Raw genomic sequence first — 22,480 nt, 5'->3', positions numbered from 1 at the left:
AAAAAAAAAACACGAGCCCTCTGGCCGGGAGGCTCCTGGCGTCAAACCCGGCCTACAAGATCAGGCTTCCAGAGGACAAGAAGACGGTCACCCGCGAGAAACGGTTCCGTGACAGCGAGATCGCTGCCATCCTGCTCGCCGCGCGGCAGGCGCGCTTCAACGCCAAGATGCCGCGCGCGTCGGCATCGAGGCGCTGGGCTCCCTGGATTTGCGCCTACACGGGCTGCCGGATCCAGGAGACCTGTTGGGTCACGAAGGACGACATTTATCGGGACGGCGATGTCTGGCTGATCAACTTCCCGAAGACCAAGATCGACATCGCCCGGCGCGTCCCGCTTCACCCCGCGCTGATCGACGAGGGCCTTCTCGACTTCCACGCCAAGGCTCCGTCAGGTTACCTGTTTTGCGGCGACGTGCCCCAAAAGCCAGGCGCCACTCGCACCCAGCAGGAGCAGCGTGCGAGCGAACTCTCGGAATGGATTCGCGAGCAGGTCACTCTGGATCCGAGCCTCAGCCCGAACCATGGGTGGCGTCACACCTTCATCACGCGGGCGGAGGATGCCGGGATCGTCAAACGACAGAGTAATGCCATTACGGGTCACAACACGGCGAAAGACGCCAGCGACGGCTACTATGCGCCGAGCCCCGCGGAACTGAAGAAGATCATCGATCGCTACCCGCGCTACGATCTCGATCTCAAACCGCGCGCGCCCGCGCCGTTGGAGGCGGACGCCGAACGCGATTCGGACATTCTCGACCGCACCGAATGACGCAACGGCATCCCGATCAGCCGCCTCGGAGGGTGCGGATGCCCTTGACCCAAGTCCGTTTGGAACGTGGTCAGATGGACGGGCTCAAGCCGGTCCCATAGCCTTGTCCCCTGGACTTCCAGCTCGCGGCGACCCGGCGCCGCGGATTGACGACATGGTCGTGGATGATGACTTCGACAATGCGCAGGAGACGCTCGGCGTCGCGGCTCTTGGGGCGGAAAAAGTAGAACTCTTGCGCAGCGCTCGCACGCTTGGCCTCGCCGAACCCGTAGCCGGTCGCGCGCATGAACTGCGTCGGCGCGATGCCGAGCAGGGTGCAGTGCGCCTGACCGGCTGGGCTCGCGAGCCAGGGATTGAGCGCGGCGTTGCGCATGCGGTGATGCAGGCGCTTATCGAACTCGCGGACCGAGAGGTCGTCCGGCAGACGGATCGCGAGCGAGCGCTCCGCGAGGATGACCGGCGAGCCCTTCAGCGGGGCGCTAGGCGGCAGGATGTGCTGCAGCATCCAGTTGTCGTAGCCGAGGTCGCTGCAGGAATGGCCGTCAGTGCTGGTGGTGAGCGCGCCGTAGCGGTCGGCGTTGAGCTCGCGCATGCGATCGCGCAGGTTGACCTGGGCGGTGACCGAGACCTTGTGCACGGCCATCCTGAGGCGACGCGCGAGGCCGAGCAGACCGGTCGCGACGGGCATCCGGTTGTCCTCGCCGCATCCGGCGCAGTACACGAAGACGAGCTTGCCGGGTTTGTAGGCGTCCCGAAAGCGCGGCGTGACGAAGGCACCGTCGGGCAGCTTGACTACTGCTTTTCCGCCGACGCGCGGCCACCGGGTCGGGTACCATTCGGTGACCGCACCGGCGCTTCCTTCCGGCAGCAATCGGCTCCCGACGGCACGTTTGATCGGGTCCGTCGCGCTCTTGCTGTGATCGATCGTCGTCATTGTTCTTCGTCTCCATGCAGGGCTCCCTGGGGCACTCCCATTCTCACCCCCACTCCCCTGACCGCTCCTCCTTTGGCTTCGGCGGGATGAACCCGATCGGCCCCCTCGTGCCCTGGCGCCCCGCCTGAATAACTGCGCCCGCGGCGGCGACATCGGCGACGGTGAGATGGCGCCGCCCGGCCTGCGCGGCGAAGCCAAGCGCCAACGAAACGAGCCGGCGGATGCCGCGCGGATTGGTGCTGGCGAGTTGCGCCACGACCGCCTCATTCGGCGAGGCGAACGCATCACCGTGAGCCGTGATGATCTCGGCGGCGATGCGGCTGGCGATCGCACGCAACATCGCGCCGTCCGGCGGCGTGATCGCGACGACCAGGAACCTGTCCTGAATGAAGCCTGGCAGCGCCTCGAGATCGTTCGCAGTCGCGACGATCAGGCAGCGCGACAGGTCGAACTGAACGCGCAGATACTCGTCGACGAGGGCGCACGCGTTCTCCGGCTCGAGCAGTCCGAGAAGGCTGTTGTAGGGCTTCTCGGTCGAGTGGGTGACAAACTTGTCGACCTCGTCGAGCAGGATCAGCGGATTGGCGGTGTCGCCTGCGAGGACCGCTTCTGTCAGCACGCCCATGCGCGCCCCACGCCAGCTCGGCGGGTGACCGATCAGGAGCGCTTGCGCATCGGAATTGGTGGCGCAGTTGAAGGCATGCTGCTCGACACCGAGCGCTGCGGCGAGCCGGCGGGAGAAATGGGTCTTACCCAGCCCAGGCGGACCGACGAGCAGGATCGGAGGCAGGGCGATCGCCGTGCTGGCCACGGCCGAGAGCGCCACGGCGCGCTCGATCACGGCGATGACGGCAACAAAGCCCGGGCAATCCTCGCGGAGCTTCGCAAGACGTTCCGGCGTATCCTCATCCGCCACGACGAGGTGGCGCAGAGGCTCCTCGCCGGCGAGTGCGCGTAGCCGTTCGAGCCGCGTCTGCTCGTCGCTGGAGGCGGCAGCGAAGGGCATCACGGTCTCGTCGAAGACGTCGCTGCCGGGTTTAGCAACCCTGAGCTGCCTCAACAGGGCTGACTTATCGAAGATCGCGAGCGAGGGCCCGCGCTGCGGCACGTCCGATCCGCCATCGTATTCGCCATGCTTTGCCTCCGGTTCGAACGTCCCGCCATCGGGTCGTTGCCGGCGCAGATGGCTGAGAAGCGCCCCGTTCTCATCGTGACACCACGCCTGGGCTAAGACGGCGTCGGCGTCGTCGGAAGCTGCGGAGGTCTCACCGCTTATGACCGACCTCACAACTCGACACCGCTGAGGCGCGTGACGAAGGGAGGACCCTGCCGGGCGATGCGCCGCCCGACGCCGAGCGCGATCTCGACCAGCGCGCGCATGCGATCGGGATCGACCGCTCGCTCGCACATGAGCCGCTCAACCTCCATCTTCACGACGAGGTCGTCGTGGCGGCGCGCGGGCCAGAGCCCGATCCGGCAGAGCCTGGCGTAGGCGAGGATCAGCGCCCCGCGCGTGGCGCCATACCAGGATGGCACTTGGTTCTCCGGTTCCGACCAGGCCTCTATCGAAGCGAACAGCGCTCTGGCCTCGTCCAGCAGCACCCGCAGATCAGGCGGAGCGCCGAACCAGGCTTCCAGCGCATGCGCGTCTTCGAGGACGTACACGCCTGCTACAGAGCCGTAGCAGGCTCCGGGTTCCGGCAGGATCGCGCCGCTGAAGCGTTTGGCCGCCACCGCCAGCTCCGGCGGAACACGCGCGCCGACCGAGAAGCGGTGGCTGCCATCGGCAAGCGATCCGCCCAGGGCCCGTTTCACGAGCGCGGGATCGTGCACGCCGCCGCCAGAGTCATAGGTCCGCGACCGCTCGTTGGAGAGCATCACACGGGTGAACCGGTCCTCCGGCGATCCCGCCGGGATCAGGAGCACGGCAATCTCGCCGGCATGGGCCAGAACGGCAAGCGCATTGGCGGTGTTGACGCGATCCGCGAGCGCGGAGGGATCAGCCTCCGCCAGCGCGAGGAAGCGCTGATATTGCCGCGCATGCGCCAGCGCCCGCCCGTGCAAGTCCAGAAGAGGTGGCAGCCGCTCGAGCAGCGCGGCATGGCGTTCCAGTGCGTCAGGCAGATCAGGCAGCAGAGCGTCGAACCCGGCGAACTCGTCGAAGACGGCAACCGTGCAGGTGGAGAAGGCGAGATCGCGCAGAGATGGAGTGGGAATGCTCATGATCCGCTCAGTCCTTAGGGTCGGCCTTTCCGCCCCTTCGCGATCCGACCCCCGTCATGACGAAAGGCGCGTCGGTGAAGACGCGCCTTTTGCTGTTCGGCGGAATACCGCGACGCGTCTGTCAGCCACGCTCATCGACATTGAGGAAGCGCGAGCTTTGGCCGGAAACCGTCTCGCCCTGGCCGAAGGCGATCTCCCACAGCGCGCCGAGCCGGTCTGGATCGGCATCGCGGGCGCGGACGAGATCGCGCGCGGCGATTTTGGCAGCGACGTCTGGCTGGGTACTGGCCGGCCACAGCGCGACGCGCAGAAGGCGGGCATAGGCGAGGATCAGCCCGCCCTCGATCGCATCGGTGGCAATGCCATTGGGCTCGGCGACGTCCCGCAGCCGATCGATCAGATTCAGCAGATGACGAACTCCGTCGAGAAGCCCGGCGAGATCGGGCGCCGCAGTGAAGTACGCCTTCAGGCTTTCTGCCTGCTCCAGGGTGTGAACACCGGGAGCGCCGGGGCTGGCGACCCTGGCCGGCCGAAGCGCGCCCGCGCGGCGGGCCATCGTCTCGATCAGCTCGCGCACGGCGTCGCCGGTCTCCGGCAGCGTCAGATGCTGTGGGCGTCGCGGCAGTTCGCCGACCGCCCGGCGCGCGAGCGCGATATCCTCGCCATCGCCATGACGGTGAACATGGCGAAGCAGGTTGCGGGCGAACTGCTCGCGCGCCCAGGCGTCGTCTTCCGAGAGGGCCGGCAGCAGGAGCAGCGCCAGGTTCGACGCGTTGGTCATGATCGTGAGCGCGTTGACGACGTCGATCCAGGTCTCGACCTGGTGCGGCTCGCGGGCGATGAGCCCGATGATGCGGCGGACCTGCTCGGTATGAGCCTGGCCGCGGCCCTTGATCTCCAGCAGCGCGGGAAGCTGGTTGCGGAAGAGCGCCAGGCTCTCGATCTCGGACGGCGCCTCGGGAACGAGGCGCTCCAGCCCGGTGAGGTCGTCGACGACGTGATGCAGCGTCGCGTCGATGGCGATGGTGCTGAGCAGTTCGTCGCAGCGGGTCTTGGTGTTCATGGTCTTGCTTTCGAGTCCTGTGGGGTGATCTGCTCTCGGCAGTCGCTTCCCCGCTTCTTCTGAAATCGAAAAGGGAGCGCCGGTGTCGGCGCTCCCTTGCTTGTCGTTGCGTGTGCTGCTCGGCTGTCAGACGAGGTCGTTGAAGTCGAAGACCAGGTCGTCACGCGCGTCCGCCGGCAACGACTTGACCCAGGCAGCATCCGCCGTGACGTGCCTGACCGCGCCTTGCATGTTCACGGGATCGCCGAGCTCGCCGCGCAGATTGATCAGGGCGACGATCTCGCGCTTCGTCGCGAGCGCCGCACGAGTGTGAACCGGCCAGATCATCACCTGCGCCGCGGACAGGTAGCCGGCGATGCGCGCGCCTTCAGCGGCCTCCATCAGCTCGGTCGCGTTCCCAGGCCCACGGCCGGCGAGCGCGATCAGCCGGTCGCAGGTCTCGAACATCTTCTTCGCCCGACGCAGCAGGTGATCGAGTTCCGGCGTGGCCTTGGCGAAGCCGACCCAGGCGGCGATCTGGGTGTGGGCATAGGATGGCAGGCCTCCCCGAAGCTCCAGACCTTCGGTCAGGTTCCAGCGCTCGAGTGGCCAGGTCGACAGCCCCCGCTGGTCGCCCTGCGGACCGGCCGGGGGCGGCGGCAGCATCAGCGCGGGAACGGCGAAGGCCGCGCGCTTCCAGCGGACGCGACGCGCCAGCGTCGCGTCCATCGTCGAGACATAGGTCTTATCGTGGGGATGGTGCAGCGCTCCGATCTGGTCGGCCAGCGCGAGCTTGGCCTCGGCGCTATCGAGATGATCCGCAGGCCAGATCGCGGTCAGCGCGACCAGGCTCAGGCTCATGATCTGCAGGCCTGCGCAGACACCCTCCGCGATGTCGTGCTCGATCTCGTCGAAGAGCGAGATCCGGAACTCCTCGCTCTGCAGGCTTTTGGCGGTCCGCGCAGCGCTCTTCAGGTCGATCGGCTGGCGGCGAAAGGCCGCGAGTTCGGTGACGCTTGGATCGTCGCTCCCCGTGATCTCCATTGCGACAGCGATCGGGTCGCGCAGGGCGTTGTCCTCGCGCTCATCTACCGGGCCACCGGTGCGCGGGGCAAGCGAGCGCCCGCCCTGGTCATTTTTGTTCATGGTCAACTCTCTCATGTGGGTCGCGACCATCTGGCCGCACTCTCCCCTCCGATCCTGGAATCCCAGATGGCGCCCCCATGGAGGCGCCATCGCCATACCCTGTCTCTCCGGCGATCCCGCTAAACGATCGGGATCCACGCCGGATCGAGCTCGAGCGTCGCGCTGAACCGGAATCGCCTGGCGATGAAGTTCGCTTCGCTGACCAGATGCCGGACGGCGGCCTGCATGTGGAAAGGATCATGTCGGCAGGCGCGGTCGTTGATCAGCGCGACGAGCCTGAGCTTGGCTTGCGCGTCCGCAGAGTGAAGCATCCCGGGCCAGATCGCGGCCCGAGCCGCGGCGAGGTAGGCGAGAATGCGAGCGCCCTCCGCAGCCCGACGCATCAGAGCGCTGTCAGGTTCGTTGCGATGGGCGATCACGGTGAGGCGATCGGCGATCGCGATCATCGCGCTGAAGCGGTCGACCAGCGTGGTGAGGTCTGGATAGGCCGCGACGAAGGCGCCCCATCGGGCGATGCCGCGGGCGTCCAGGGTGGCCGCGCCGCCGGCCAGCGGCACTGCGTCGGCGAGATCGAACCGCGACAGCGGCCAGGTCGCGAGACCCCGGTCGGAGGGCTCCGGTGCGGTAGGGCCCGGAGGCACGACGAGCGCGCCGACATCGAAGGCGGCGCGGTGTAGCCTGATGCGAGCGGCGTCCTCGAAGGAGAGCATCGGCGCGACCGCGAAGTCGGTGTCTTCGTATTGTGGCTGCGTCTCCCAGGCGAGCGCTCGCTTGGCGTCGGCGTCTTCGATCGTGCCAGTCGGCCAGATCGCCACGATGGCCGCGCAGCTCAAACCGACGATCTGCAGGCCAACCTGCGCCATGCGGTCCTCGTAGGTCTGATCGAGACCGAGAGGCAGTCGCTGTGCCTCGTCGTTGCAGCGCTTCGCCTCGCGCGCGACGATTTTGAGATCGGGCGCGTGGTCGCGCACCGCGATCAACTCGGCGAGCGAGGGATCGTTGCCGATGCTGCGGGTCGCCTCGTCGAGCGGGTCGTGGATCGGCCCGAGTGGCCGGTTACCGCGGCTTTCGTCATCAGTCGCCAGAGGCGCGAGATCCCGGTCCTGGTCGTTGTTCGTCATGGTCGTTTGAGTCCTGTGGGTCACAGCTCCTTCAGCTGCGCTTCACCTCCTTCCCCCCAGAATCGAAGAAGGCGCCGTCGCCGGCACCTTCTCATCGTCGTTCGTCCCGGGCTGTTCGGTTCAAGCCGCGATCTGGAAGAACCGGTTCTGCTCACTGAGCCAGCGCTCGATCGCGTCGAGATGCGCATGCCGGGCGGCATCACCTACGGCCAGCGTCTGGCGCAGCATCGCGACCTCACTGAGGGCTTTCGGCAAGGTCAGCCACGGCACGTCGGCTTGCGTCGTCAGCCGGTCGCGCAGCCAGGCCTGGCCCTTCTGCCAACCCGCCGGCGACAACGTTTGCGGCGCCTCCAGCAGCGCCAGTCGGTTGGCGAAGGCTTTCAGCCGCTCGTCACCGAACCCGGCCGAGATCGCGGCCCGGTCCTCCCATGGGGAAGCATGCCAGCGGGCGCAGGCACGGGCCTCGTCGTTGGAAACGAAGCCGCCGCCGTACAGCGTCGCCTCGGGATAAGGCGAGGGCTCGCGATCGGCGAAACGATTGGCCAGGGCCGTCGCGAGGTTCGCCCTGAAGCCGGCATGCCCCCTGACACGGGCGGCGCGTTCGTTGTAGAGCGCGAGATCCCGCTGGTTGTCCGGCAGCGCGTGGTAGCCCTGCTCGAAGGCTATGAGGATCGGCTGGGCGTTGGTTTTGATCGTCCGGATCGGACGCACGCCACGTTGCGAGAACAGTCCGATGATCTCCTCGGCGGGCAGGTCGATATAGCTTGCCGGATCGACCGTCAGGTCGACGGCGGCCCATGAGGTCGCGACGGTCGGGTTCGGTGTCACGCCGACCACCGGCGTCAGACGGGAGGCGCCGCCGAGCAGAAGGACCTCGCCGCCGGCAAGCATCCGGTTTGGCATGGCCTTGTCGGCGAGGCCGAGCATGGTCGCCACGGTTAATGGGGCGACCTCGCGCAGGCGCTGGAATATAGCTAGCGTCGCCTTGGTGTCGGCAAGCGCGTCATGCGCTTCGTCTTCGGAGAGCGCGACACCGTTGGCGCGACAGATATCGCCGAGCTTGAAGCTCGGCTTGCCCGTCGCGCCAAGCGGTATGGTCAGAGCGGAAGGCTCCAGCATCGCCACCGCCCTGACCATTGTCAGCAGGTCGGCGCGCCGATTGCCATTCAACTGCGTCGCATAGGGCGGCAGGAGATGGGTGAAGTAAGCCTGCCTGAGTATTTCCTCGTCGAACCGGAGGGCGTTGTAGCCGACCACGGTTGCGGGCGCCCACGACGCCAGGGCCTTCGCGATGACGTTCAACATCTCCGTCGATGACAGCGGCGCCTGTTCGAGCTGTTCGGGCCGGATGCCGGTCGTCAGGAGCGCGCCGGGCGACGGCACGATATGGGCCGGCAGCCGGCAGCGGAGCGAGAGCTCGCCCAGCGGCGCGAGGTTCTCATCGGCATGGATCAGGGCCGCCTGCAAGGGCACGTTCCATTGCGGTTCGAGACCGCTCGTCTCGAGATCGTAGATTACGAAGGACATCGGCTCCAGGTCCTCAGTGCCGGCTCGGCGAGCCGGGCGGCATCGGCGCCTTGCTCAGGGTGATGCCAAGCTCACGCGCATCCTGCTGCATTGCAGCCTCGACCATCACCGCGGTGCGCGTCCGGCGAATCTCCTCCTCGTCGAAGGCCATGGCCTCGTAGACCATGATTTTGCGCTCGAAGTGCTCGGTTTCGCGCGCCGGTGCTTCAGCCAGCATGAAAGCGTAGAAGCGCGCATGGGCACGGGCGCCCTCCGCCATCTGCAGGGCCGTCAGGTTGCCATGCTCAGGAAACGACCGCTCCGGCTGCTGCTCGAGCAGGAGCGCATGTGCCAGGGCCTCCTGCCACAGCCAAAAGAACCGCTCCGGCTGATCGGTCGTCGTTTGATAGCCGCGTTGGTAGCGCGACAGATGCGCGGCGGTCGGGCGCGACTTGTCCTGGGCGGTATTCTCCGCTTCGATTCCATTAGTCATTCGTTTTTCCGTGCGGGTTCACATGACCCGGACGGCTTGTCTGCCAGGGTTCGCGGGGGTTCCCTGAAACGGGTTCCGAAGCTTGCTTGCCTTCTAGCTCAGCATGGTCGCCTTGTTGCCGACCAATGCGAAAATCTGGCCCTCAGCGGCGATTAGTCGTCGTCGCGGAGTAGCTCATGGATTTGGTCCGGCTTCATCGGTGGCGGCGTCTGCGACCCTCTGTTTAACACTGTGGATATCGAAATCGGGAGGGCGGAATGAAAAAGGAGGCCAGAACGCTGCACAGCAAAGCCGTCGATTCCCTTGTCATCGCCGTAGACCACTTCAACCGCGCTTGGGACCGGGGTAGGACGGAAGCGGTCCTGATCATGCTCGACCGGGCGTTCGAGCTCCTCCTCAAAGCGATCATCGTTCACAAGGGCGGCAACATCCGCGAGAAAGCGAAGGAAGGCACGACCATCGGGTTCGACGTGTGCCTCCGCAAATGCTTCTCGGACGCGAAGCTCAAATGCCTCAGCGAGGAAGAGGTTCTAGCCCTGCAGGCGCTGAACACGCTCCGGGACGCCGCTCAGCACCACATGATCGAGGTTTGCGAGGACCTGCTATATGTCCATGCACAGAGTGCCGTGACACTGTTCACGCGCCTGGTGCTGGAGGTCCTGAAGAAGCCGCTCCGAGACGAGATCCCCAATCGCATCCTGCCGGTCTGCGCGAAGCCGCCCTCCGACCTCAGCGTGCTGTTCGACGTTGAGTTCGAAGACATCAAGAAGATGGTCGCCCCGGGGTCACGCAAGCGACTTGACGCCAAGGCAAAGCTGCGCTCACTCGCAATCCTCCAGGCGTCACTCGATGGCCGGCGAAGCCAGCCGACGGAAGCGGAGCTCGACAAGGTCGTGAAGCGGATCAACGCCGGCGACGATTGGCGCGTGATCTTCCCTGGCGTCTCGACACTCACGATCCACGAGGAGGCCAGCGGCCCCGGGCTGACGATCCGGATCACGAAGAACCAGGGCGAGTCCGTCCAACTTGTCCAAGAAGGTGACCCTAACGCCACGGTCGTGGCCGTGAAGAAGGTCAATGAGCTCGACTATTACAACCTAGGTGCCCGCGACATGGCGAGGAAGCTCAAGCTGACCCAACACAAGATGCTCTGGGTCATGGACCGTGCGAACCTCGCCGCCGATCCCGATCACCACAAAGTCATCAAGGTGGGCGCGATGGCCCACAAACGATACAGCGGTCCCTGTCTGAAGAAGCTCCGAGAGATTCTGGAAGACCCGGCAGTCCACGACGCATACTCGAACCGGAACGCTCCGAAGGTTGCCATAAATGCCTAATGTCATGCACATCAATGTCGGTCGGTAGATCGGCCGGCTCGGTCGACTGGCGTCCGTGATTTCGACTGTCTGCCGATGCTGGTGGTTCCGGTCATGGCCCATTGCTGACTCTGGCAACGTCCGGTTTCGGGCAGTCTAGCCGGTCCGGTGGCTAGGGCGAGGCAAGCTCCCCGTTGATGGCCTAACTTTTTCCAATAAGTCTGGCGCGCCTCGAAGAAACTTCTGATGGGGCGCACTTGCGCGGCATGCGCCTTAAGGAGCGGCTCGATCGCCTGCGTCAGCAAAATGGGTTCTCAGGCAATGTGTCGTATGGTCGTGGAAGCGCCCGATCGTGATGTGCATGGCGGTGATCACAAGCGCCGGACTTCAATTGGGCGACACTGACGAGGTCCATCGTAGAACTGAAACCAAATTGCCCCTGATAGGCCACACCTGAGCGTCTCAGGCACCGCAGCCGTCGCCAAAGGCGAACCCGGCAGCATGCGTGTTGAGATAGACCGCATAGAGAGAGGTTTGGGCCGTGATGTAGAGGCGGTTGAGGGAGGGCCCACCGAAGCAGAGATTGCCCACGAGCTCGGGGACCGGGATGCGACCGATCAGTGTGCCATCCGGCGCATGACAAAGGACCGCATCGGCACTTGAGGTCCAGATATTGCCACGCCGATCCAGGCGAAATCCGTCGATCAGGCCCACGGTGCAGGTGAGCAGCGGCCCCATGGGGCGCAGCGAGGCACTGTCGTCGGTCAGGCGATAGGCATGAATCGCAGCCGGCGTCCCCTTCACGTGAGTCGCCCCCGTCTCCGAGACATAGAGCATCGTCTCGTCAGCCGAAAACGCCAGACCATTGGGCTGGATTCGGTCTGTGGCCACGGTGTTCACGGCGCCGGTCGAGGGATCACAGCGATAGACATGCGATCCGCCGATCTCGCTCGCCGCATGGAATCCTTCATAGGCGCTGTCGATCCCATAGGTCGGATCAGTGAACCAGATGCTGCTATCTGACCTGACGACGACGTCGTTGGGCGAATTGAACCGCTTGCCATCGATCCTGTCGGCGAGGACGCGCCAACGGCCATCATGGTCGAGTCGCGAGATGCAGCGCCGGCCGTGCTCGCAGGCGATCAGACGGCCCTGATGATCTAGCGCATGGCCGTTGTGGAAGCCGACCTTCGCCTCGAACACGCTGACTTCGCCATTGTCCTCGTTGAAGCGCAGCAGCCGGTCGTTGGGAATGTCCGACCAGATCAGATGCCTCGCGGACGGCACATAGACGGGCCCTTCGCTCCAGCGCGCGCCGGACCAGAGGTGTTCCAGCCGGGCATGTCCGATGATCAGCGACGCGAAGCGATCATCGAGAATCTCATAAGAACTCATCGTGACGGGGCCTTATTCGCGGCGCTGGCTGCGGGGCGCCGGCGTATGCCGAAGCCGATCGGCGGGCGCCGGTTGCCGGGATGGACGAGATCGCTGCCCCAATGGGCCTGGTAGGTGTCGAAGGCCAGGCCGAGCCGCTGCAGCCACCCGAACAGCACGAGGCAGGTCAGCCACCAGGCTCCAATCAAGAGCCACATCCAGTGTGGCGCATTGGCATGCCAGAGACCGCTGGCGATTGCGCCACAAGCGCCAAACAGCGCGAGATAGCCTCCGAACTTGTGAATGTACTCGAACGCCCTCCGGCGCGGCGACATATCGTAGTGATCGCCATGCGTCCCGCCGTCGGACGCTCCCTCTGACGGGCCGCCCTTGCTGCCGCGCAGCCAGGCGCTGGCGAATTGCAGCGCCGCGAGCCCGGCGACGCTCCAGCCGAACAGGCGGTGTGTCGTTGCCGCTCCGCTGCTGCCGCCAGGCAGCAGGATCAGGCCGAGGGCGATCAGCGTGAGCGCTCCGGTGAGATAGTGCAGGCCGCGATGAAGATGCCACCAGCCGGGATGGTCGAGTTCCTGCGGCCAGTTCTGGCCCGGCCAAAGCTTGAGGAAGCGCGCCGCCAGAATCCCGCAAGGCACCAGCCCGCCCCAGGCCAATATCATCAGCCGGGCGTGCCAAGCCGCGGCGCCTTGAATCTCGTGAGGCCGCAGCGCGTCGATCGGGGCGAGCAGCCAGTCGAGCATCGTCAGCCCTTGACGGCGCCGGCGGTCATGCCGGTGATGATCTGACGCGAGGCGAGAAGTGTGAACAGGATCGGCGGAATGGCCAGCAGCATGCCGGTTGCCATGATCACCCCCCAGTCGATGTTGTACTCGGTCAGCGAGTTGACGATCGTCACCGGCACGGTGCGCGTCTTCCGGTCGGCCAGCGCATTGGCCAGGAGGAACTCGTTCCAGGCGATGCGGAAGGTGAAGATCGCGGCAGCGGCCAGCCCCGGCTTGATCAGCGGCAGCACGATCAGGAAAAATGTGCGGAACGGCCCGGCCCCATCGATCCGTGCGGCTTCTTCCAGCTGGATCGGGACCTGAACGATGAAGCTTTGCAGGATCCAGATCACGAAGGGCAGGTTCATCGCGACATAGACGAGGATGATGCCCCAATGCGTCCCGGCCGCGCACTGGTCGCCGATGCAGAACTGGAACGTCCAGATGCCGAACACTGGGACCAACAGGACCGCCGGCGGGACCATGCGCAGCAAAAGCGTCGTCAGCGACAGGCCGCTGCGGCCGACGAAGCGGAAACGCACGATGGCGTAAGCCGCCATACAGCCGAGCACGAGCGTCACGACCGTCGCGATGCTGGCGATGAACAGCGAGTTCGACAGCGCCCGGCCGAAGGTCGGGTCGCAGCGGGCGATGTCTTTCGGCTCATACCAGAGCAGATCGCAGAGCACCTGCTCGTAGTTGCGCAGGGTCGGCACGAACAGAAGGCTCGAATTGTCGCTCATGATGTCGACATTCAGACGCAGGGAGGTGATCAGCATCAGCACGATCGGCCCGACCGACATCAAGACGAGCAGGACCAGCATGACGTAGAAGCCGGAGTTCTGGCGACGGTCGGTGGCTGTGGTCATGGTGAAGCGGCCTCTGCCTCGGCGGCGGCGCGCAGCCGGGCCGCGCGTTTTTCGGTGAGGATGCCGTAGACGAACATGGCCAGCGTCAGCGCCATCAGCACGATGAGCAGCAGGTTCGACATCGCCGCGGCTTTGCCCAGTTCGCGGAACTCGGATGCGGTCCGGGCGATCCGCAAGGACATGATCTCGGTCGAGAGGCCCGGCCCGCCATTGGTCAGGACCAGCACGACCTCCAGCACCTTGAAGGCATCGATCAGCCTGAGCAGGCCGGTGACGATCAGCACCGGCAGCATCAGCGGCAGCTTGATGTGCCAGATCTGCTGCCACCCGCTGGCGCCGTCGATGCGGGCCGCTTCCATGGCCGATTTCGGCAGCGACTGCAGCGCCGCCAGCGACAGGATGAAGATGAACGGCGTCCACTGCCAGATGTCGGCCAGGATGATGGAAACCAGCGCCCAGCTGGAATCGGACAGCCACGGCACGGGATCGAACCCGAGCGCCGTCAAGATGCGGTTCAGTGGCCCGACGGTGGGGTGATAGAGGTAGCGCCACATCAACCCGACGACGATCGGGGCGATCATCATCGGCAGGATGAACAGCGTGCGCAGCAGCGTCATGCCGCGCAAAGGGCGATCCAGAAGCAGCGCGAGACCCACGCCCAGGATCATTTCGCAGGTCACGACAACGGCGGCGAATTTCAGCGTGACGAACAGCGACTCGCGAAAGCTGGGATCGTTGAGCAGAAACAGATAGTTGCGCCACCCGACCCAATCGGCCTGCGAGATCCGCTGGCTCGGGTTCCAATCGAGAAAGCTGGCGTAGACCATGTAGCCGACGGGATAGAGCAGCGCCACGCCGAGCACGGCCAGGCTCGGGGCCAGAAAGAGGTAGGGCGTCAGGCGGGAGGCGTTTGCAGCTTGCATGTCGGTAGCGGCCTGCTTCGACGGCGTGGGATCGGGCGGCGGCAGAGCCGCCGCCCGGTGCGCGACGTCAGGGCTTGAAGGTCTCGTAGCCGGCTTCCTTCATCGTCGTCTTGATCCGGCCGGCGAGACCGTCGAGCGACTGCTTGATGTCGGCGTTCTCGGTCAGGATCTTCGAGACCGTCGTGCCGAGGTCATTGTTGATCTTACCCCAGGGCGGGATGATCGGGCGCCAGTCCGGATCGGCCTGCTTCAGAGCCTCACCGAAGGTCTTCATGTAGGGGTACTTGGCGTTGACGTCGGCATCGGCATGCGTCGAGAAGCGGATTGGATTGCCACCCTGCAGGGCAATCAGCTTGTCTGCCTTCTTCGATGTCAGCCATTGCATCAGCAGAAAGGCAGCCTCCTTGTTTTTGGCATTGCGCGGGATCGCGACGCCGAAGCCGCCGGTCTGGGAGCCGTAACGTACGCCCTTGGGATGGATGGCCCAGCCGACCTTGCCGGCGATCCTGGACTTGGTGGGATCGTCCACCTGTCCGGCAAAAACCGTGGAATCGAGGAACATTGCCGTCTTGCCTTGGAGGAAGGCTGTGCCGGCCTCGGCAAAGCCGAAGGTCTTGGCGCCTTCAGGGCCGCAATCGACGATGGTCTTCAGCGCCTGGGCAGCCTTGACCCCGGCCTCGTTGTTGATGATCGGGTTCCACTGACCGTCGAAGACGCGCCCGCCCAGCGGAGCCAGGTGAAGCAGAAACGCATGGGCCGCGTGCTGGCCGGACGCGGCGCGCGAGGCCAAGCCACCCATGCCGGGCTCAAGCTTTGGGATCCGGCAGGCGAGGTCGAGCATCTCGTCATAGGTCTCGGGAACCTTCAGCCCATGCTTCTCGAAGATATCCTTGCGATAACCGAGGATCGAGGTCTCCGCTCCGAAGGGGATGCCGAATAGCGAGCCCGTCGGACCGGGCAAATAGCCCTTTTCGCCGCCGGCCACGCCGATGTTTTGCAGATAGCCGGGGATGATGTCGGCAGCGTCGTAGGCGGGGTCCGACAGCAGCGGGTTCATGAAGAACCGTGCGAGGTTTTCGAGCTGGTCGGCGAAGACATAGTCGGCCTTCGAAAAGACGACATAGCCGATGAGATCGTAGTCGCCCCTGGCCTTCGTCAGCTCCAGAGTCTGCTTCTCCCGCATCTTGAGATATTCGAGCTGGTCGACCTCGACCTTGATGCCGGTCTGGCGGGTGAATTCCGGCAGCACCTTGACCACGGCGTCATAGTGCGGGTGAGCTGGAAAATTGACGACGAGCGTTTTGCCCTTGTGTGCGTCGTAGGGCCCGGCCTGGGCGCTTCCGCCCCCTCCCGCCAGAACCATCGCGGCCAGCGCCACGCTTGTGAAAACCTTGAACATAAGTCCTCCCCTCGTTGGTCTCGTTAGAGCCGTTGTCCGCTCTTTGCTGCGAAGATCATGATGTGCTCGGGCGCGACCGAGGCCGTGATCGCATCGCCGGGGCGGTGCAACGCGACGCTGGGCGTCTCGATGAGAATGCGCGTGTCACCGCAGCGCGCCGCGATGACGGCGCTGGCCCCGAGATATTCCGAGAGGATCACGCTCAGGCGCAGCGCGCTGCCGGAACGCGGCGCAAGCTCGATCGCGGTGGGGCGGATGCCGACCAAGACGGGCTCGGCCCGGACGGGCCATCCGCCCGGTCGTTGCGGCAGCGCGAGCTCGAAATCCTCGCCCTTCACCGATAGCGCATCTCCGCTGGAGACGATGTTGCCGGGCAGGAAATTCATCGTCGGAGAACCGATGAAGCCGGCCACGAACTGGTTGATAGGGTTCTCAAACAGCTCTCGTGGCGTTCCCTGCTGCTGGATCACCCCCTCGTTCATCACCACGATCCGGTCGCCCAGCGTCATGGCCTCGACCTGGTCATGGGTGACGTAGACCATATTCTTGGCGATGCGCTGGCGCAGCTCGGCCAGTTCCGTGCGCATTCTCGCACGCAGCTTGGCGTCGAGATTGGACAGGGGCTCGTCGAACAGGAAGGTCGAGGCGTCCCGCACCAGGGCCCGGCCCATCGCCACACGCTGGCGCTGCCCCCCGGACAGCTCCGCCGGCTTGCGGTCGAGCAGATGCGCGATGTTCAGCATCTCGGCGACCCTGCGCACCTTGGCGGCGATTTCCGCCTTGGGACGGCGCTGCAGGCGCAACGCGAAGGACATGTTCCGCGCGATGTTCATGTGCGGGTAGAGGGCATAGTCCTGGAACACCATCGCGATGTCCCGGTCCTTAGGGTCGCGTCGGCTAACCGGCGTCCCGTCGAAATAAATCTCGCCCTTGGTGAGGGTTTCGAGACCGGCCAGGATTCGCAAGGTCGTCGACTTGCCACAGCCCGACGGGCCGACCAGGACCGTGAATTCGCCGTCCGGTAAGGTCAGGTCCAGCGGCTTGAGAACCCGGACCTCTCCAAAACGCTTCTCGACGCCCGCAAAGACGATCTCAGGCACATTTCCACCCATCTTGTTTTTTGTTGCCAGCAGGATGTCGCACCGAGCGCCCGAAGTTAATCCGGCTTTGCGAAAATCAACGTTAGCGCTAACGCTGCCTTGGGCGGAGCGGTCATGACGCGTAAGATCAACGTCGGGATCAAGGATATCGGCCGCGCGGTCGGCGTCAGCATGATGACGGTGTCGCGGGCGCTACGCGGTGTGGAGGGCGTCTCGCCAGCCATGCGCGCCGAAATCCTGCGCATGGCCGAGGTCATGGATTATCGGCCCAACCGAACGGCACGCTCCCTCGCAAGTGCGCGGTCCTCGCTGATCGGCATCTCGATTCCGACCCTGTTCAGCGACGTCTTCCCCGAAATCCTCGACGGTATGCGCGCCACCCTGAGCCATGCCGGCTTCGACACCGTGATCGACACGACCGACTACGATCGCTCCCGCGAGGCGGCCTGGGTCGAGCGCATGCTGGACTGGAATGCGGCAGGGCTGGTGCTCAGCGGGATCGACCATGCGCCGGAGATGCGTGACCATCTGCGTGCCCTGCAGATCCCGACACTGGAGATATGGGATGTCTGCGACGATCCGATCGATATCTGTGTTGGCGTCGACCACCACGCGGCCGGAGAGATGCTCGGACGTCACCTCATCGCCTGTGGCTACCGTCGCCCGGCCTTCGTCAGTGTTCCGGAGGGACGCGACAGGCGGGCCGACAAGCGGCTGGCAGGCCTGCGCGCCAGCTTCGAGGCGGCCGGTGTTGCCGAGATGATGGTTGAGCGGGTCGACCGGCGCGCGGCCTTCGTGGCTGGCGCCGTCGGCACCGAAGCCTTGCTGAATCGGCCGGGGCCGCGGCCCGACGTCATCGCTTATCTCAACGACCACATGGCCTTCGGGGGCCTCTCGGTCTGCGAGAGGTTGGCGCTGCCAGTCCCGCAAGCCGTAGGCATCGCCGGCTTCAACGGGCTGGAGCTCAACGCGGTCCTGCCGCGGCCGATCACGACCGTTCGGACGCCCCTGAACGCGATGGGGGTGACCGGCGCCCGCAACCTCGTCGCCCGCATGAACGGCGCGGTCGTGGCCCGTTCGATGATGCTGCCGACCCTGATGCAGGACGGCGACACCACCTGCGCGGTCGGCGCATCGGCTGGCCGACAGAACGAACAGCTTGGTAGTGCTAGCCTACAACATGGCCTGAGAGGCGATAAGCGAACAGACTGAAGTTCTGTGCAAGCGCTACTGAACCGGCCCAGGTGGTGGGACCTGCTTCGTTTGAGTGGCTTGTGCCGGTTTCATGGACACCGAGTAACGCGCAGCAAGGTCTGGTTTTGGCAACGAGCCAATGTCCGGAAGTGGCGCATCCCGCCTCGCCCAGCGTCGGGTGCCTCTGGTCCCTTTCAGCCATTGGGAAGGGCCGCTTCGGGGCAGTCTGCTAAACCTGCCCGTCAATCACTCAAAGTTCGCCCATGGCCGATTTTGCGGGCGTCCATATGGCATCCGTTTCGAGCCAAACTTAGGAAGAGCAATGCACTGAGGCCCGGACCGCGGCTGATGGGTCTTTCGCTCCTCGAATGCTCTACCGTCGGGACCACTGCTTAAGGGAGACGGAAGATCGGGCGCAGCCTAAGCCCGATCGCGCTACCGAGAAACGCCGCTGCGACCCAAACCCAGCCCGACAGGCTGCCCGAGGCCAGCGCCGAAAAGTAGGCGCCGATGTTGCAGCCGTCCGATAACCGCGCGCCATAGCCCATGAGAAAACCGCCGATCGCGGCTCCGAGCCAGGCCCGGCCACCGCCGCCTGACCGGAGCGCGAAACGGCCGCTGAGCCCCGCCGCCGCGGCAGCGCCCGCAATCATGGCAAAATCCATCACCGAGGTGACGTCGGAAAAGACGCTGCTCGTCAGCGGGCCGGGATTGGCTTGCCAATAGGGCCAGCCGGTCGGGTCAAGGCCCATCGCCGCCGCCAGCTTCGACCCCCAGAGCGTGAAGCCCGCCGTCTCGCCCCAGGGACGCCCGGCGAGCAGGAGCGTCGCGATGCTCAGCACGGCCAGACCCGCCGCGCCCCAGGCCAGCGGCCAGGGCTCACGCAGCATGCCACGCCAGGACAATGTGCCCCGCAACCGGTCCGTAGCGGGCGCTTGGACGATGACGGCTGCAAAGATGGCGAGGTGGAGCGCCAGTGCAGCCGGCCAGCCAAGCCAATCCTGCGACGTCCCTGCCGGCAGTGCGGGCAAGCGCCACCAGAAGCCGAGATGCGCCGCTCCGACCACCGAGCCGAGGATGAAGCAGGCCAATGTCATGAGCAGGCGCGCATTGCCGCCGCCGAGCGCAAATAGCGTGCCCGAGGCACAGCCGCCGCCGATCTGCATCCCGATGCCGAACAGCACCGCCCCAATGACGAATGAGACGCCGATCGGCGTGACGAATCCGGTCAGTGGCAGGCCCGACAGCCCGCCGGCCGCAAGAAGCGGGAAGAAGAAGACGCTGGTCAAGGCAAGCGCGAGCGCCTGCGCGCGGAAGCCTGAGAAGTCGCGCCGCTCCAATGCAGCCCTGAAGCTGCCGGCGAAACCGAAGGTGGCTTGGAACAGGACGAAGCCGAGGCCGGCGCCGACCAGCGCGAGCAGCGGAAGCCGCCACGACGCCGCTCCCTGATCCATCACCGCCCGGTCAATGGACAATGCCACCACCGCGCCAACCGCGATCGTCGCCGAAACGAGGACGACGGGCTGGAGCGGCCGTACTGCAACGATCCGGCGCGGCGGCGGAGCCGCCACATCCGCGACAGGCGTGCCGCCCGCGCTCACCATCGTAGCAGGATACGCCCCGCGACGGCGCCAACCATGGCTACGATCAGCGCCGCGAGCGAATACCAGGTCACCACGAAGAACATGCTGTCATCGGTGCAATTGAGCGAATAGAAGGCTGCCCCCGCGCCGGTGGCGGTGAGACCGCTGACGGCCCCGGCCAGAGCAGGCCGGGTCACGGCCCCCGATCGCAGCGCCACCAGCAACCCCAGCATCGGCAGCAGGGACAGGATCGGGATCACGACGAGGCAACGCAGCTGGTTTTGGCCGACCAGCCGGTCCTGCCAGCCGTCCAGCCCCGCCGTCGCCAGCTCTACGCCGAGGGCGAGCAGCAGAACAGCGGGCACCACGACGAGTGCCTGAGACCAGCGACGCCGCGACCGCCCGGGCTCCCCGAGCAGGAGGGCCAGCCGAAGCGCGACGACCGCAAGCAGGCATGCGGCCAGCACCTTGGCGCTCACGGAAGGCCAGACGGCGTGGCTCATGAGGTCGGGCCGCACGCGGAGATAGGTCAGGAAACCGACGCAGACCAAGGCCAGCGTCAGGGGAAGGAGGATGAGAGCCCGGCTTGCCGCCGACCGGCTTTTGACCGGTGCATCGGCAACCAGGGCCGCGATCAGGTGGTCGGTCCTCATCAATGCGTCTCCCGGAACAGGCGCGCCAGATCCTTGAGCGCCCGATGCAGTGCCACCCTGACGGCGCCCTCTGTCATCCCGATCTGGCCGGCGACCTCGGCGGCCGTGCGCCCTTCTACCGTCATGGCGCGCACGATCTGCTGCTGACGCTGCTTCAATTGCGACATCATCCTCTCGGCGTCGCCGCTATCCGATGGCCTCTCGGCGGGAGCCGGCAGCACATCGGCTAAGTCATCGATCGACACGGTGGTGCGCAGGCCTTGCCTCCGCAGGGCGTCGATCAGCTTATGGCGCGCCACCGTATGGACCCATGGCGCGAACGGCAGTTCTGGATCCCAGGTATGCCGTTTGAGATGCACGGCCAGCAGAACTTCCTGCACGATGTCCTCGACCTCGCCATTGCCACGACCGGCCCGGCTCATACGAGCGCGGACCAGGCGTCTGAACGTCGTCCCGAGCTCGTCGAGCAGCGTCCGATAGGCGCCCTGATCGCCGGCGAGCGCCCGGCGCATCAGATCGCCCCACAGATCGTCGGCTGGTCCGCGCGTCACGCCTTCATCCCGGTCTTCGAAGCCAAGGCCCGCTTTGTTACAGATCGGGCGCAACGCGACCGATGACGGTCCGCGATTTCCGCATCACGAAGGCGTGTCGGCGTAACGGCACATGACGACGCTGCGTATCGACATCGTGGGCCTGATGACAAGGCCCGATCTCCGGAGATGTCTCATGAATTGGCGCGCGCTCTGTCTTGCTCTGGTCCTCTTCGCGGCACCTGCCCTGGCCCAGGAGACGCCCGCGCCGCTCACGGCCCGCGACGGCTGGGCCGTGACGCCGACGCCACATAGCTTTCCGGTGCTGGTCATGCGGCTCGATGACGCCGTGAAGGCGGGTAAGATGGGTGTAGTGACCACGGCCAGCGCCTCGGAGGGTGCCAAGGCGCAGGGCTTCACCATTCCCGGCAATCGCGTCGTCGGCGTCTTCCGTAACGATTTCGCCCGCCGCATGCTGGCCGCCAGTGTGCCGGCTGGCATTGAGGCGCCGATCCGATTCTACATCACCGAGAACGCCGACGGCACCGCGACGCTGTCCTACCGAAGGCCAGGCGTCGTCTTCGCGCCCTATTTCGCGGGAGCGACCGCAGATCTGCAAGCTGTCGCCACCGAGCTTGATTCCATCTTCGGTCAGATCGCGGCGGCGGCGACGCAGCGCTAGGGAGCAAGCTCATGGCAAGCCAAGGATGGCGCCGCCTGATCGTGACGGGGCTGATCTGGGTCGTCTGCGTCTGTGCTGCGTCAGCGCAGGCGCCGGTGCGTTTACCCGACGGCGAGGTGACGAAGAGCGGCGGTTTGACGGCCTATCTCGTCGATCCGACGACCCGCTATGGCCATGGCGTTCTGGGGGATGCGATCGAGGCCGGCGGGTTCGTCGTCGAGCGGGACGGACAGCGCCTGCTGTTTCGCCTCGGCCCGGACGCCGTCTTCGAGGACCGTCGCGTTCGCCTGGCCGATCTCGATGGCGACGGGCAGCCGGAGGCGATCGTGGTCAAGGCCTATCTCGATCACGGCGCGGCCCTCGCAGTCTACCGGATCGGCCGGCATGCGATCGAGCCCCTCGCCGAGAGCGCGGCCATCGGCCAGCGCAACCGCTGGCTCAACCCGGTCGGCGTCGCGGATTTCGCCGGATCGGGGCAGGCCATGCTCGCGGCCGTGGTCACGCCGCATCTGGCCGGCTCGCTGCGTCTCTATCGTCTGTCGGGCACGGCGCTCGTCGAGGTTTCGCGGATCGACGGCTTCACCAATCATCGCCTGGGCGAGCGCGACCTCGATCTCGCGCAGATCGGGGACCTCGACGAGGATGGTACGCCCGACATCGTGATCCCGTCGCTGTCGCGGCAGGACCTCGCAGCGATCACTTTCAAGGGTGGGCGCGCCGTGGTCCTCGGCAAGGCTCCGGTCAAGCAGCGCGTCGCGCGGTTCCTCGCCTTGCGGGGACCGCGCGCCACGATCGAGACCGATACCGGCGCGCGCCTCGACGTGATGATCGGCAGGGATTGAGGCA

At 65.7% G+C, this 22,480-nt stretch carries 22 protein-coding genes; 5 read left to right on the top strand and 17 right to left on the bottom strand.

The annotated features are described in order from the left end of the window. The coding region (locus CXY91_RS18960; RefSeq protein ID WP_158673492.1) for a tyrosine-type recombinase/integrase at positions 1-770 on the top strand (770 nt) is incomplete at its 5' end. A 70-nt stretch (positions 771-840) separates the two neighbouring features. Here CXY91_RS18960 and CXY91_RS18955 read toward each other — a convergent pair. The 8 genes from CXY91_RS18955 to CXY91_RS18920 all read right to left on the bottom strand — a co-directional run bounded on the left by CXY91_RS18955 (position 841) and on the right by CXY91_RS18920 (position 9,235). Beyond that, complete coding sequence (locus tag CXY91_RS18955; protein ID WP_100962796.1) at positions 841-1,704, bottom strand: hypothetical protein; 864 nt, start codon at positions 1,702-1,704, stop codon at positions 841-843. A 43-nt stretch (positions 1,705-1,747) separates the two neighbouring features. Beyond that, complete coding sequence (locus CXY91_RS18950) at positions 1,748-2,812, bottom strand: AAA family ATPase (RefSeq protein ID WP_100962795.1); 1,065 nt, start codon at positions 2,810-2,812, stop codon at positions 1,748-1,750. A 176-nt stretch (positions 2,813-2,988) separates the two neighbouring features. Continuing rightward, positions 2,989-3,927, bottom strand: coding sequence for a hypothetical protein (locus CXY91_RS18945; protein WP_100962794.1), 939 nt, complete (start codon positions 3,925-3,927; stop codon positions 2,989-2,991). 121 nt (positions 3,928-4,048) lie between these two features. Further along, positions 4,049-4,990: a hypothetical protein gene (locus tag CXY91_RS18940; protein WP_100962793.1), complete on the bottom strand. Its 942-nt coding sequence runs from the start codon at positions 4,988-4,990 to the stop codon at positions 4,049-4,051. 126 nt (positions 4,991-5,116) lie between these two features. Continuing rightward, positions 5,117-6,115 (bottom strand): hypothetical protein, encoded by a 999-nt coding sequence (locus CXY91_RS18935; protein ID WP_100962792.1) that lies wholly within the window; start codon positions 6,113-6,115, stop codon positions 5,117-5,119. 119 nt (positions 6,116-6,234) lie between these two features. Further along, on the bottom strand, positions 6,235-7,236 hold the full coding sequence (locus tag CXY91_RS18930; RefSeq protein ID WP_100962791.1) for a hypothetical protein: 1,002 nt from the start codon (positions 7,234-7,236) through the stop codon (positions 6,235-6,237). A 120-nt stretch (positions 7,237-7,356) separates the two neighbouring features. Then, on the bottom strand, positions 7,357-8,763 hold the full coding sequence (locus CXY91_RS18925; protein WP_100962790.1) for an exonuclease domain-containing protein: 1,407 nt from the start codon (positions 8,761-8,763) through the stop codon (positions 7,357-7,359). 13 nt (positions 8,764-8,776) lie between these two features. Continuing rightward, positions 8,777-9,235, bottom strand: a complete 459-nt coding sequence (locus CXY91_RS18920; RefSeq protein WP_100962789.1) for a hypothetical protein — start codon at positions 9,233-9,235, stop codon at positions 8,777-8,779. A gap of 257 nt (positions 9,236-9,492) precedes the next feature. Between CXY91_RS18920 and CXY91_RS18915 the strand changes: the two genes are divergently transcribed. After that, positions 9,493-10,572 carry a DUF3644 domain-containing protein gene (locus CXY91_RS18915; protein ID WP_100962788.1) on the top strand — a complete coding sequence of 360 codons (1,080 nt, stop codon included), beginning with the start codon at positions 9,493-9,495 and terminating at the stop codon, positions 10,570-10,572. Between the two features lie 441 nt (positions 10,573-11,013). On the opposite strand, the gene CXY91_RS18910 is transcribed toward CXY91_RS18915, so the two are convergent. The 6 genes from CXY91_RS18910 to CXY91_RS18885 all read right to left on the bottom strand — a co-directional run bounded on the left by CXY91_RS18910 (position 11,014) and on the right by CXY91_RS18885 (position 16,992). Continuing rightward, entirely contained in the window at positions 11,014-11,946 is a 933-nt protein-coding gene (locus CXY91_RS18910) for an SMP-30/gluconolactonase/LRE family protein (protein WP_100962787.1), read from the bottom strand. Next, positions 11,943-12,680 carry a cytochrome b561 domain-containing protein gene (locus tag CXY91_RS18905; protein ID WP_100962786.1) on the bottom strand — a complete coding sequence of 246 codons (738 nt, stop codon included), beginning with the start codon at positions 12,678-12,680 and terminating at the stop codon, positions 11,943-11,945. Before CXY91_RS18905 ends, CXY91_RS18910 begins: the two co-directional genes overlap by 4 nt. Positions 12,681-12,682: 2 nt before the next feature. Then, positions 12,683-13,570 carry a carbohydrate ABC transporter permease gene (locus CXY91_RS18900; RefSeq protein WP_067255066.1) on the bottom strand — a complete coding sequence of 296 codons (888 nt, stop codon included), beginning with the start codon at positions 13,568-13,570 and terminating at the stop codon, positions 12,683-12,685. Further along, positions 13,567-14,493 carry a carbohydrate ABC transporter permease gene (locus CXY91_RS18895; RefSeq protein WP_100962785.1) on the bottom strand — a complete coding sequence of 309 codons (927 nt, stop codon included), beginning with the start codon at positions 14,491-14,493 and terminating at the stop codon, positions 13,567-13,569. Before CXY91_RS18895 ends, CXY91_RS18900 begins: the two co-directional genes overlap by 4 nt. A 67-nt stretch (positions 14,494-14,560) precedes the next feature. Next, a complete protein-coding gene (locus tag CXY91_RS18890) occupies positions 14,561-15,892 on the bottom strand; it encodes an extracellular solute-binding protein (protein ID WP_067255059.1) in 1,332 nt (443 codons plus the stop codon). Between the two features lie 23 nt (positions 15,893-15,915). Beyond that, positions 15,916-16,992: an ABC transporter ATP-binding protein gene (locus CXY91_RS18885; RefSeq protein WP_282569387.1), complete on the bottom strand. Its 1,077-nt coding sequence runs from the start codon at positions 16,990-16,992 to the stop codon at positions 15,916-15,918. A 99-nt stretch (positions 16,993-17,091) separates the two neighbouring features. Between CXY91_RS18885 and CXY91_RS18880 the strand changes: the two genes are divergently transcribed. After that, the gene (locus CXY91_RS18880) at positions 17,092-18,204 is read left to right on the top strand and encodes a LacI family DNA-binding transcriptional regulator (RefSeq protein WP_158673491.1); all 1,113 of its coding nucleotides are present in this window, start codon (positions 17,092-17,094) and stop codon (positions 18,202-18,204) included. A 374-nt stretch (positions 18,205-18,578) separates the two neighbouring features. Here the strand turns inward: CXY91_RS18880 and CXY91_RS18875 are convergent, their stop codons facing one another. The 3 genes from CXY91_RS18875 to CXY91_RS18865 are packed head-to-tail and all read right to left on the bottom strand — an operon-like array spanning position 18,579 to position 21,027. Next, positions 18,579-19,790: a YeeE/YedE family protein gene (locus CXY91_RS18875; protein ID WP_100962782.1), complete on the bottom strand. Its 1,212-nt coding sequence runs from the start codon at positions 19,788-19,790 to the stop codon at positions 18,579-18,581. Continuing rightward, positions 19,784-20,422 (bottom strand): NrsF family protein, encoded by a 639-nt coding sequence (locus CXY91_RS18870; protein ID WP_100962781.1) that lies wholly within the window; start codon positions 20,420-20,422, stop codon positions 19,784-19,786. The genes CXY91_RS18875 and CXY91_RS18870 overlap by 7 nt, the downstream gene beginning before the upstream one ends. After that, positions 20,422-21,027: a sigma-70 family RNA polymerase sigma factor gene (locus tag CXY91_RS18865; protein WP_248307552.1), complete on the bottom strand. Its 606-nt coding sequence runs from the start codon at positions 21,025-21,027 to the stop codon at positions 20,422-20,424. Before CXY91_RS18865 ends, CXY91_RS18870 begins: the two co-directional genes overlap by 1 nt. Positions 21,028-21,148: 121 nt before the next feature. Between CXY91_RS18865 and CXY91_RS18860 the strand changes: the two genes are divergently transcribed. Together CXY91_RS18860 and CXY91_RS18855 are read left to right on the top strand one after the other, a co-directional pair. Beyond that, positions 21,149-21,634: a DUF302 domain-containing protein gene (locus CXY91_RS18860; RefSeq protein ID WP_100962780.1), complete on the top strand. Its 486-nt coding sequence runs from the start codon at positions 21,149-21,151 to the stop codon at positions 21,632-21,634. An 11-nt stretch (positions 21,635-21,645) separates the two neighbouring features. Further along, positions 21,646-22,476 carry a hypothetical protein gene (locus CXY91_RS18855; protein ID WP_100962779.1) on the top strand — a complete coding sequence of 277 codons (831 nt, stop codon included), beginning with the start codon at positions 21,646-21,648 and terminating at the stop codon, positions 22,474-22,476. Positions 22,477-22,480 lie beyond the last annotated feature (4 nt).

The sequence above is a fragment of the Allobosea sp. FBZP-16 genome (genome assembly GCF_002831785.1).
Taxonomy (GTDB): domain Bacteria; phylum Pseudomonadota; class Alphaproteobacteria; order Rhizobiales; family Beijerinckiaceae; genus Allobosea; species Allobosea lupini.
This window is presented reverse-complemented; position numbering and strand designations above follow the sequence as displayed.

What these genes read in the sequence shown, in the direction of transcription:
- CXY91_RS18920 (WP_100962789.1), bottom strand. Translation starts at nt 9,235, where the DNA reads ATGACTAATGGAATCGAAGCGGAGAATACCGCCCAGGACAAGTCGCGC.
- CXY91_RS18940 (WP_100962793.1), bottom strand. Translation starts at nt 4,990, where the DNA reads ATGAACACCAAGACCCGCTGCGACGAACTGCTCAGCACCATCGCCATC.
- CXY91_RS18875 (WP_100962782.1), bottom strand. Translation starts at nt 19,790, where the DNA reads ATGGTGAGCGCGGGCGGCACGCCTGTCGCGGATGTGGCGGCTCCGCCG.
- CXY91_RS18890 (WP_067255059.1), bottom strand. Translation starts at nt 15,892, where the DNA reads ATGTTCAAGGTTTTCACAAGCGTGGCGCTGGCCGCGATGGTTCTGGCG.
- CXY91_RS18910 (WP_100962787.1), bottom strand. Translation starts at nt 11,946, where the DNA reads ATGAGTTCTTATGAGATTCTCGATGATCGCTTCGCGTCGCTGATCATC.
- CXY91_RS18860 (WP_100962780.1), top strand. Translation starts at nt 21,149, where the DNA reads ATGAATTGGCGCGCGCTCTGTCTTGCTCTGGTCCTCTTCGCGGCACCT.
- CXY91_RS18905 (WP_100962786.1), bottom strand. Translation starts at nt 12,680, where the DNA reads ATGCTCGACTGGCTGCTCGCCCCGATCGACGCGCTGCGGCCTCACGAG.
- CXY91_RS18925 (WP_100962790.1), bottom strand. Translation starts at nt 8,763, where the DNA reads ATGTCCTTCGTAATCTACGATCTCGAGACGAGCGGTCTCGAACCGCAA.
- CXY91_RS18930 (WP_100962791.1), bottom strand. Translation starts at nt 7,236, where the DNA reads ATGACGAACAACGACCAGGACCGGGATCTCGCGCCTCTGGCGACTGAT.
- CXY91_RS18955 (WP_100962796.1), bottom strand. Translation starts at nt 1,704, where the DNA reads ATGACGACGATCGATCACAGCAAGAGCGCGACGGACCCGATCAAACGT.
- CXY91_RS18895 (WP_100962785.1), bottom strand. Translation starts at nt 14,493, where the DNA reads ATGCAAGCTGCAAACGCCTCCCGCCTGACGCCCTACCTCTTTCTGGCC.
- CXY91_RS18900 (WP_067255066.1), bottom strand. Translation starts at nt 13,570, where the DNA reads ATGACCACAGCCACCGACCGTCGCCAGAACTCCGGCTTCTACGTCATG.
- CXY91_RS18945 (WP_100962794.1), bottom strand. Translation starts at nt 3,927, where the DNA reads ATGAGCATTCCCACTCCATCTCTGCGCGATCTCGCCTTCTCCACCTGC.
- CXY91_RS18915 (WP_100962788.1), top strand. Translation starts at nt 9,493, where the DNA reads ATGAAAAAGGAGGCCAGAACGCTGCACAGCAAAGCCGTCGATTCCCTT.
- CXY91_RS18870 (WP_100962781.1), bottom strand. Translation starts at nt 20,422, where the DNA reads ATGAGGACCGACCACCTGATCGCGGCCCTGGTTGCCGATGCACCGGTC.
- CXY91_RS18855 (WP_100962779.1), top strand. Translation starts at nt 21,646, where the DNA reads ATGGCAAGCCAAGGATGGCGCCGCCTGATCGTGACGGGGCTGATCTGG.
- CXY91_RS18935 (WP_100962792.1), bottom strand. Translation starts at nt 6,115, where the DNA reads ATGAACAAAAATGACCAGGGCGGGCGCTCGCTTGCCCCGCGCACCGGT.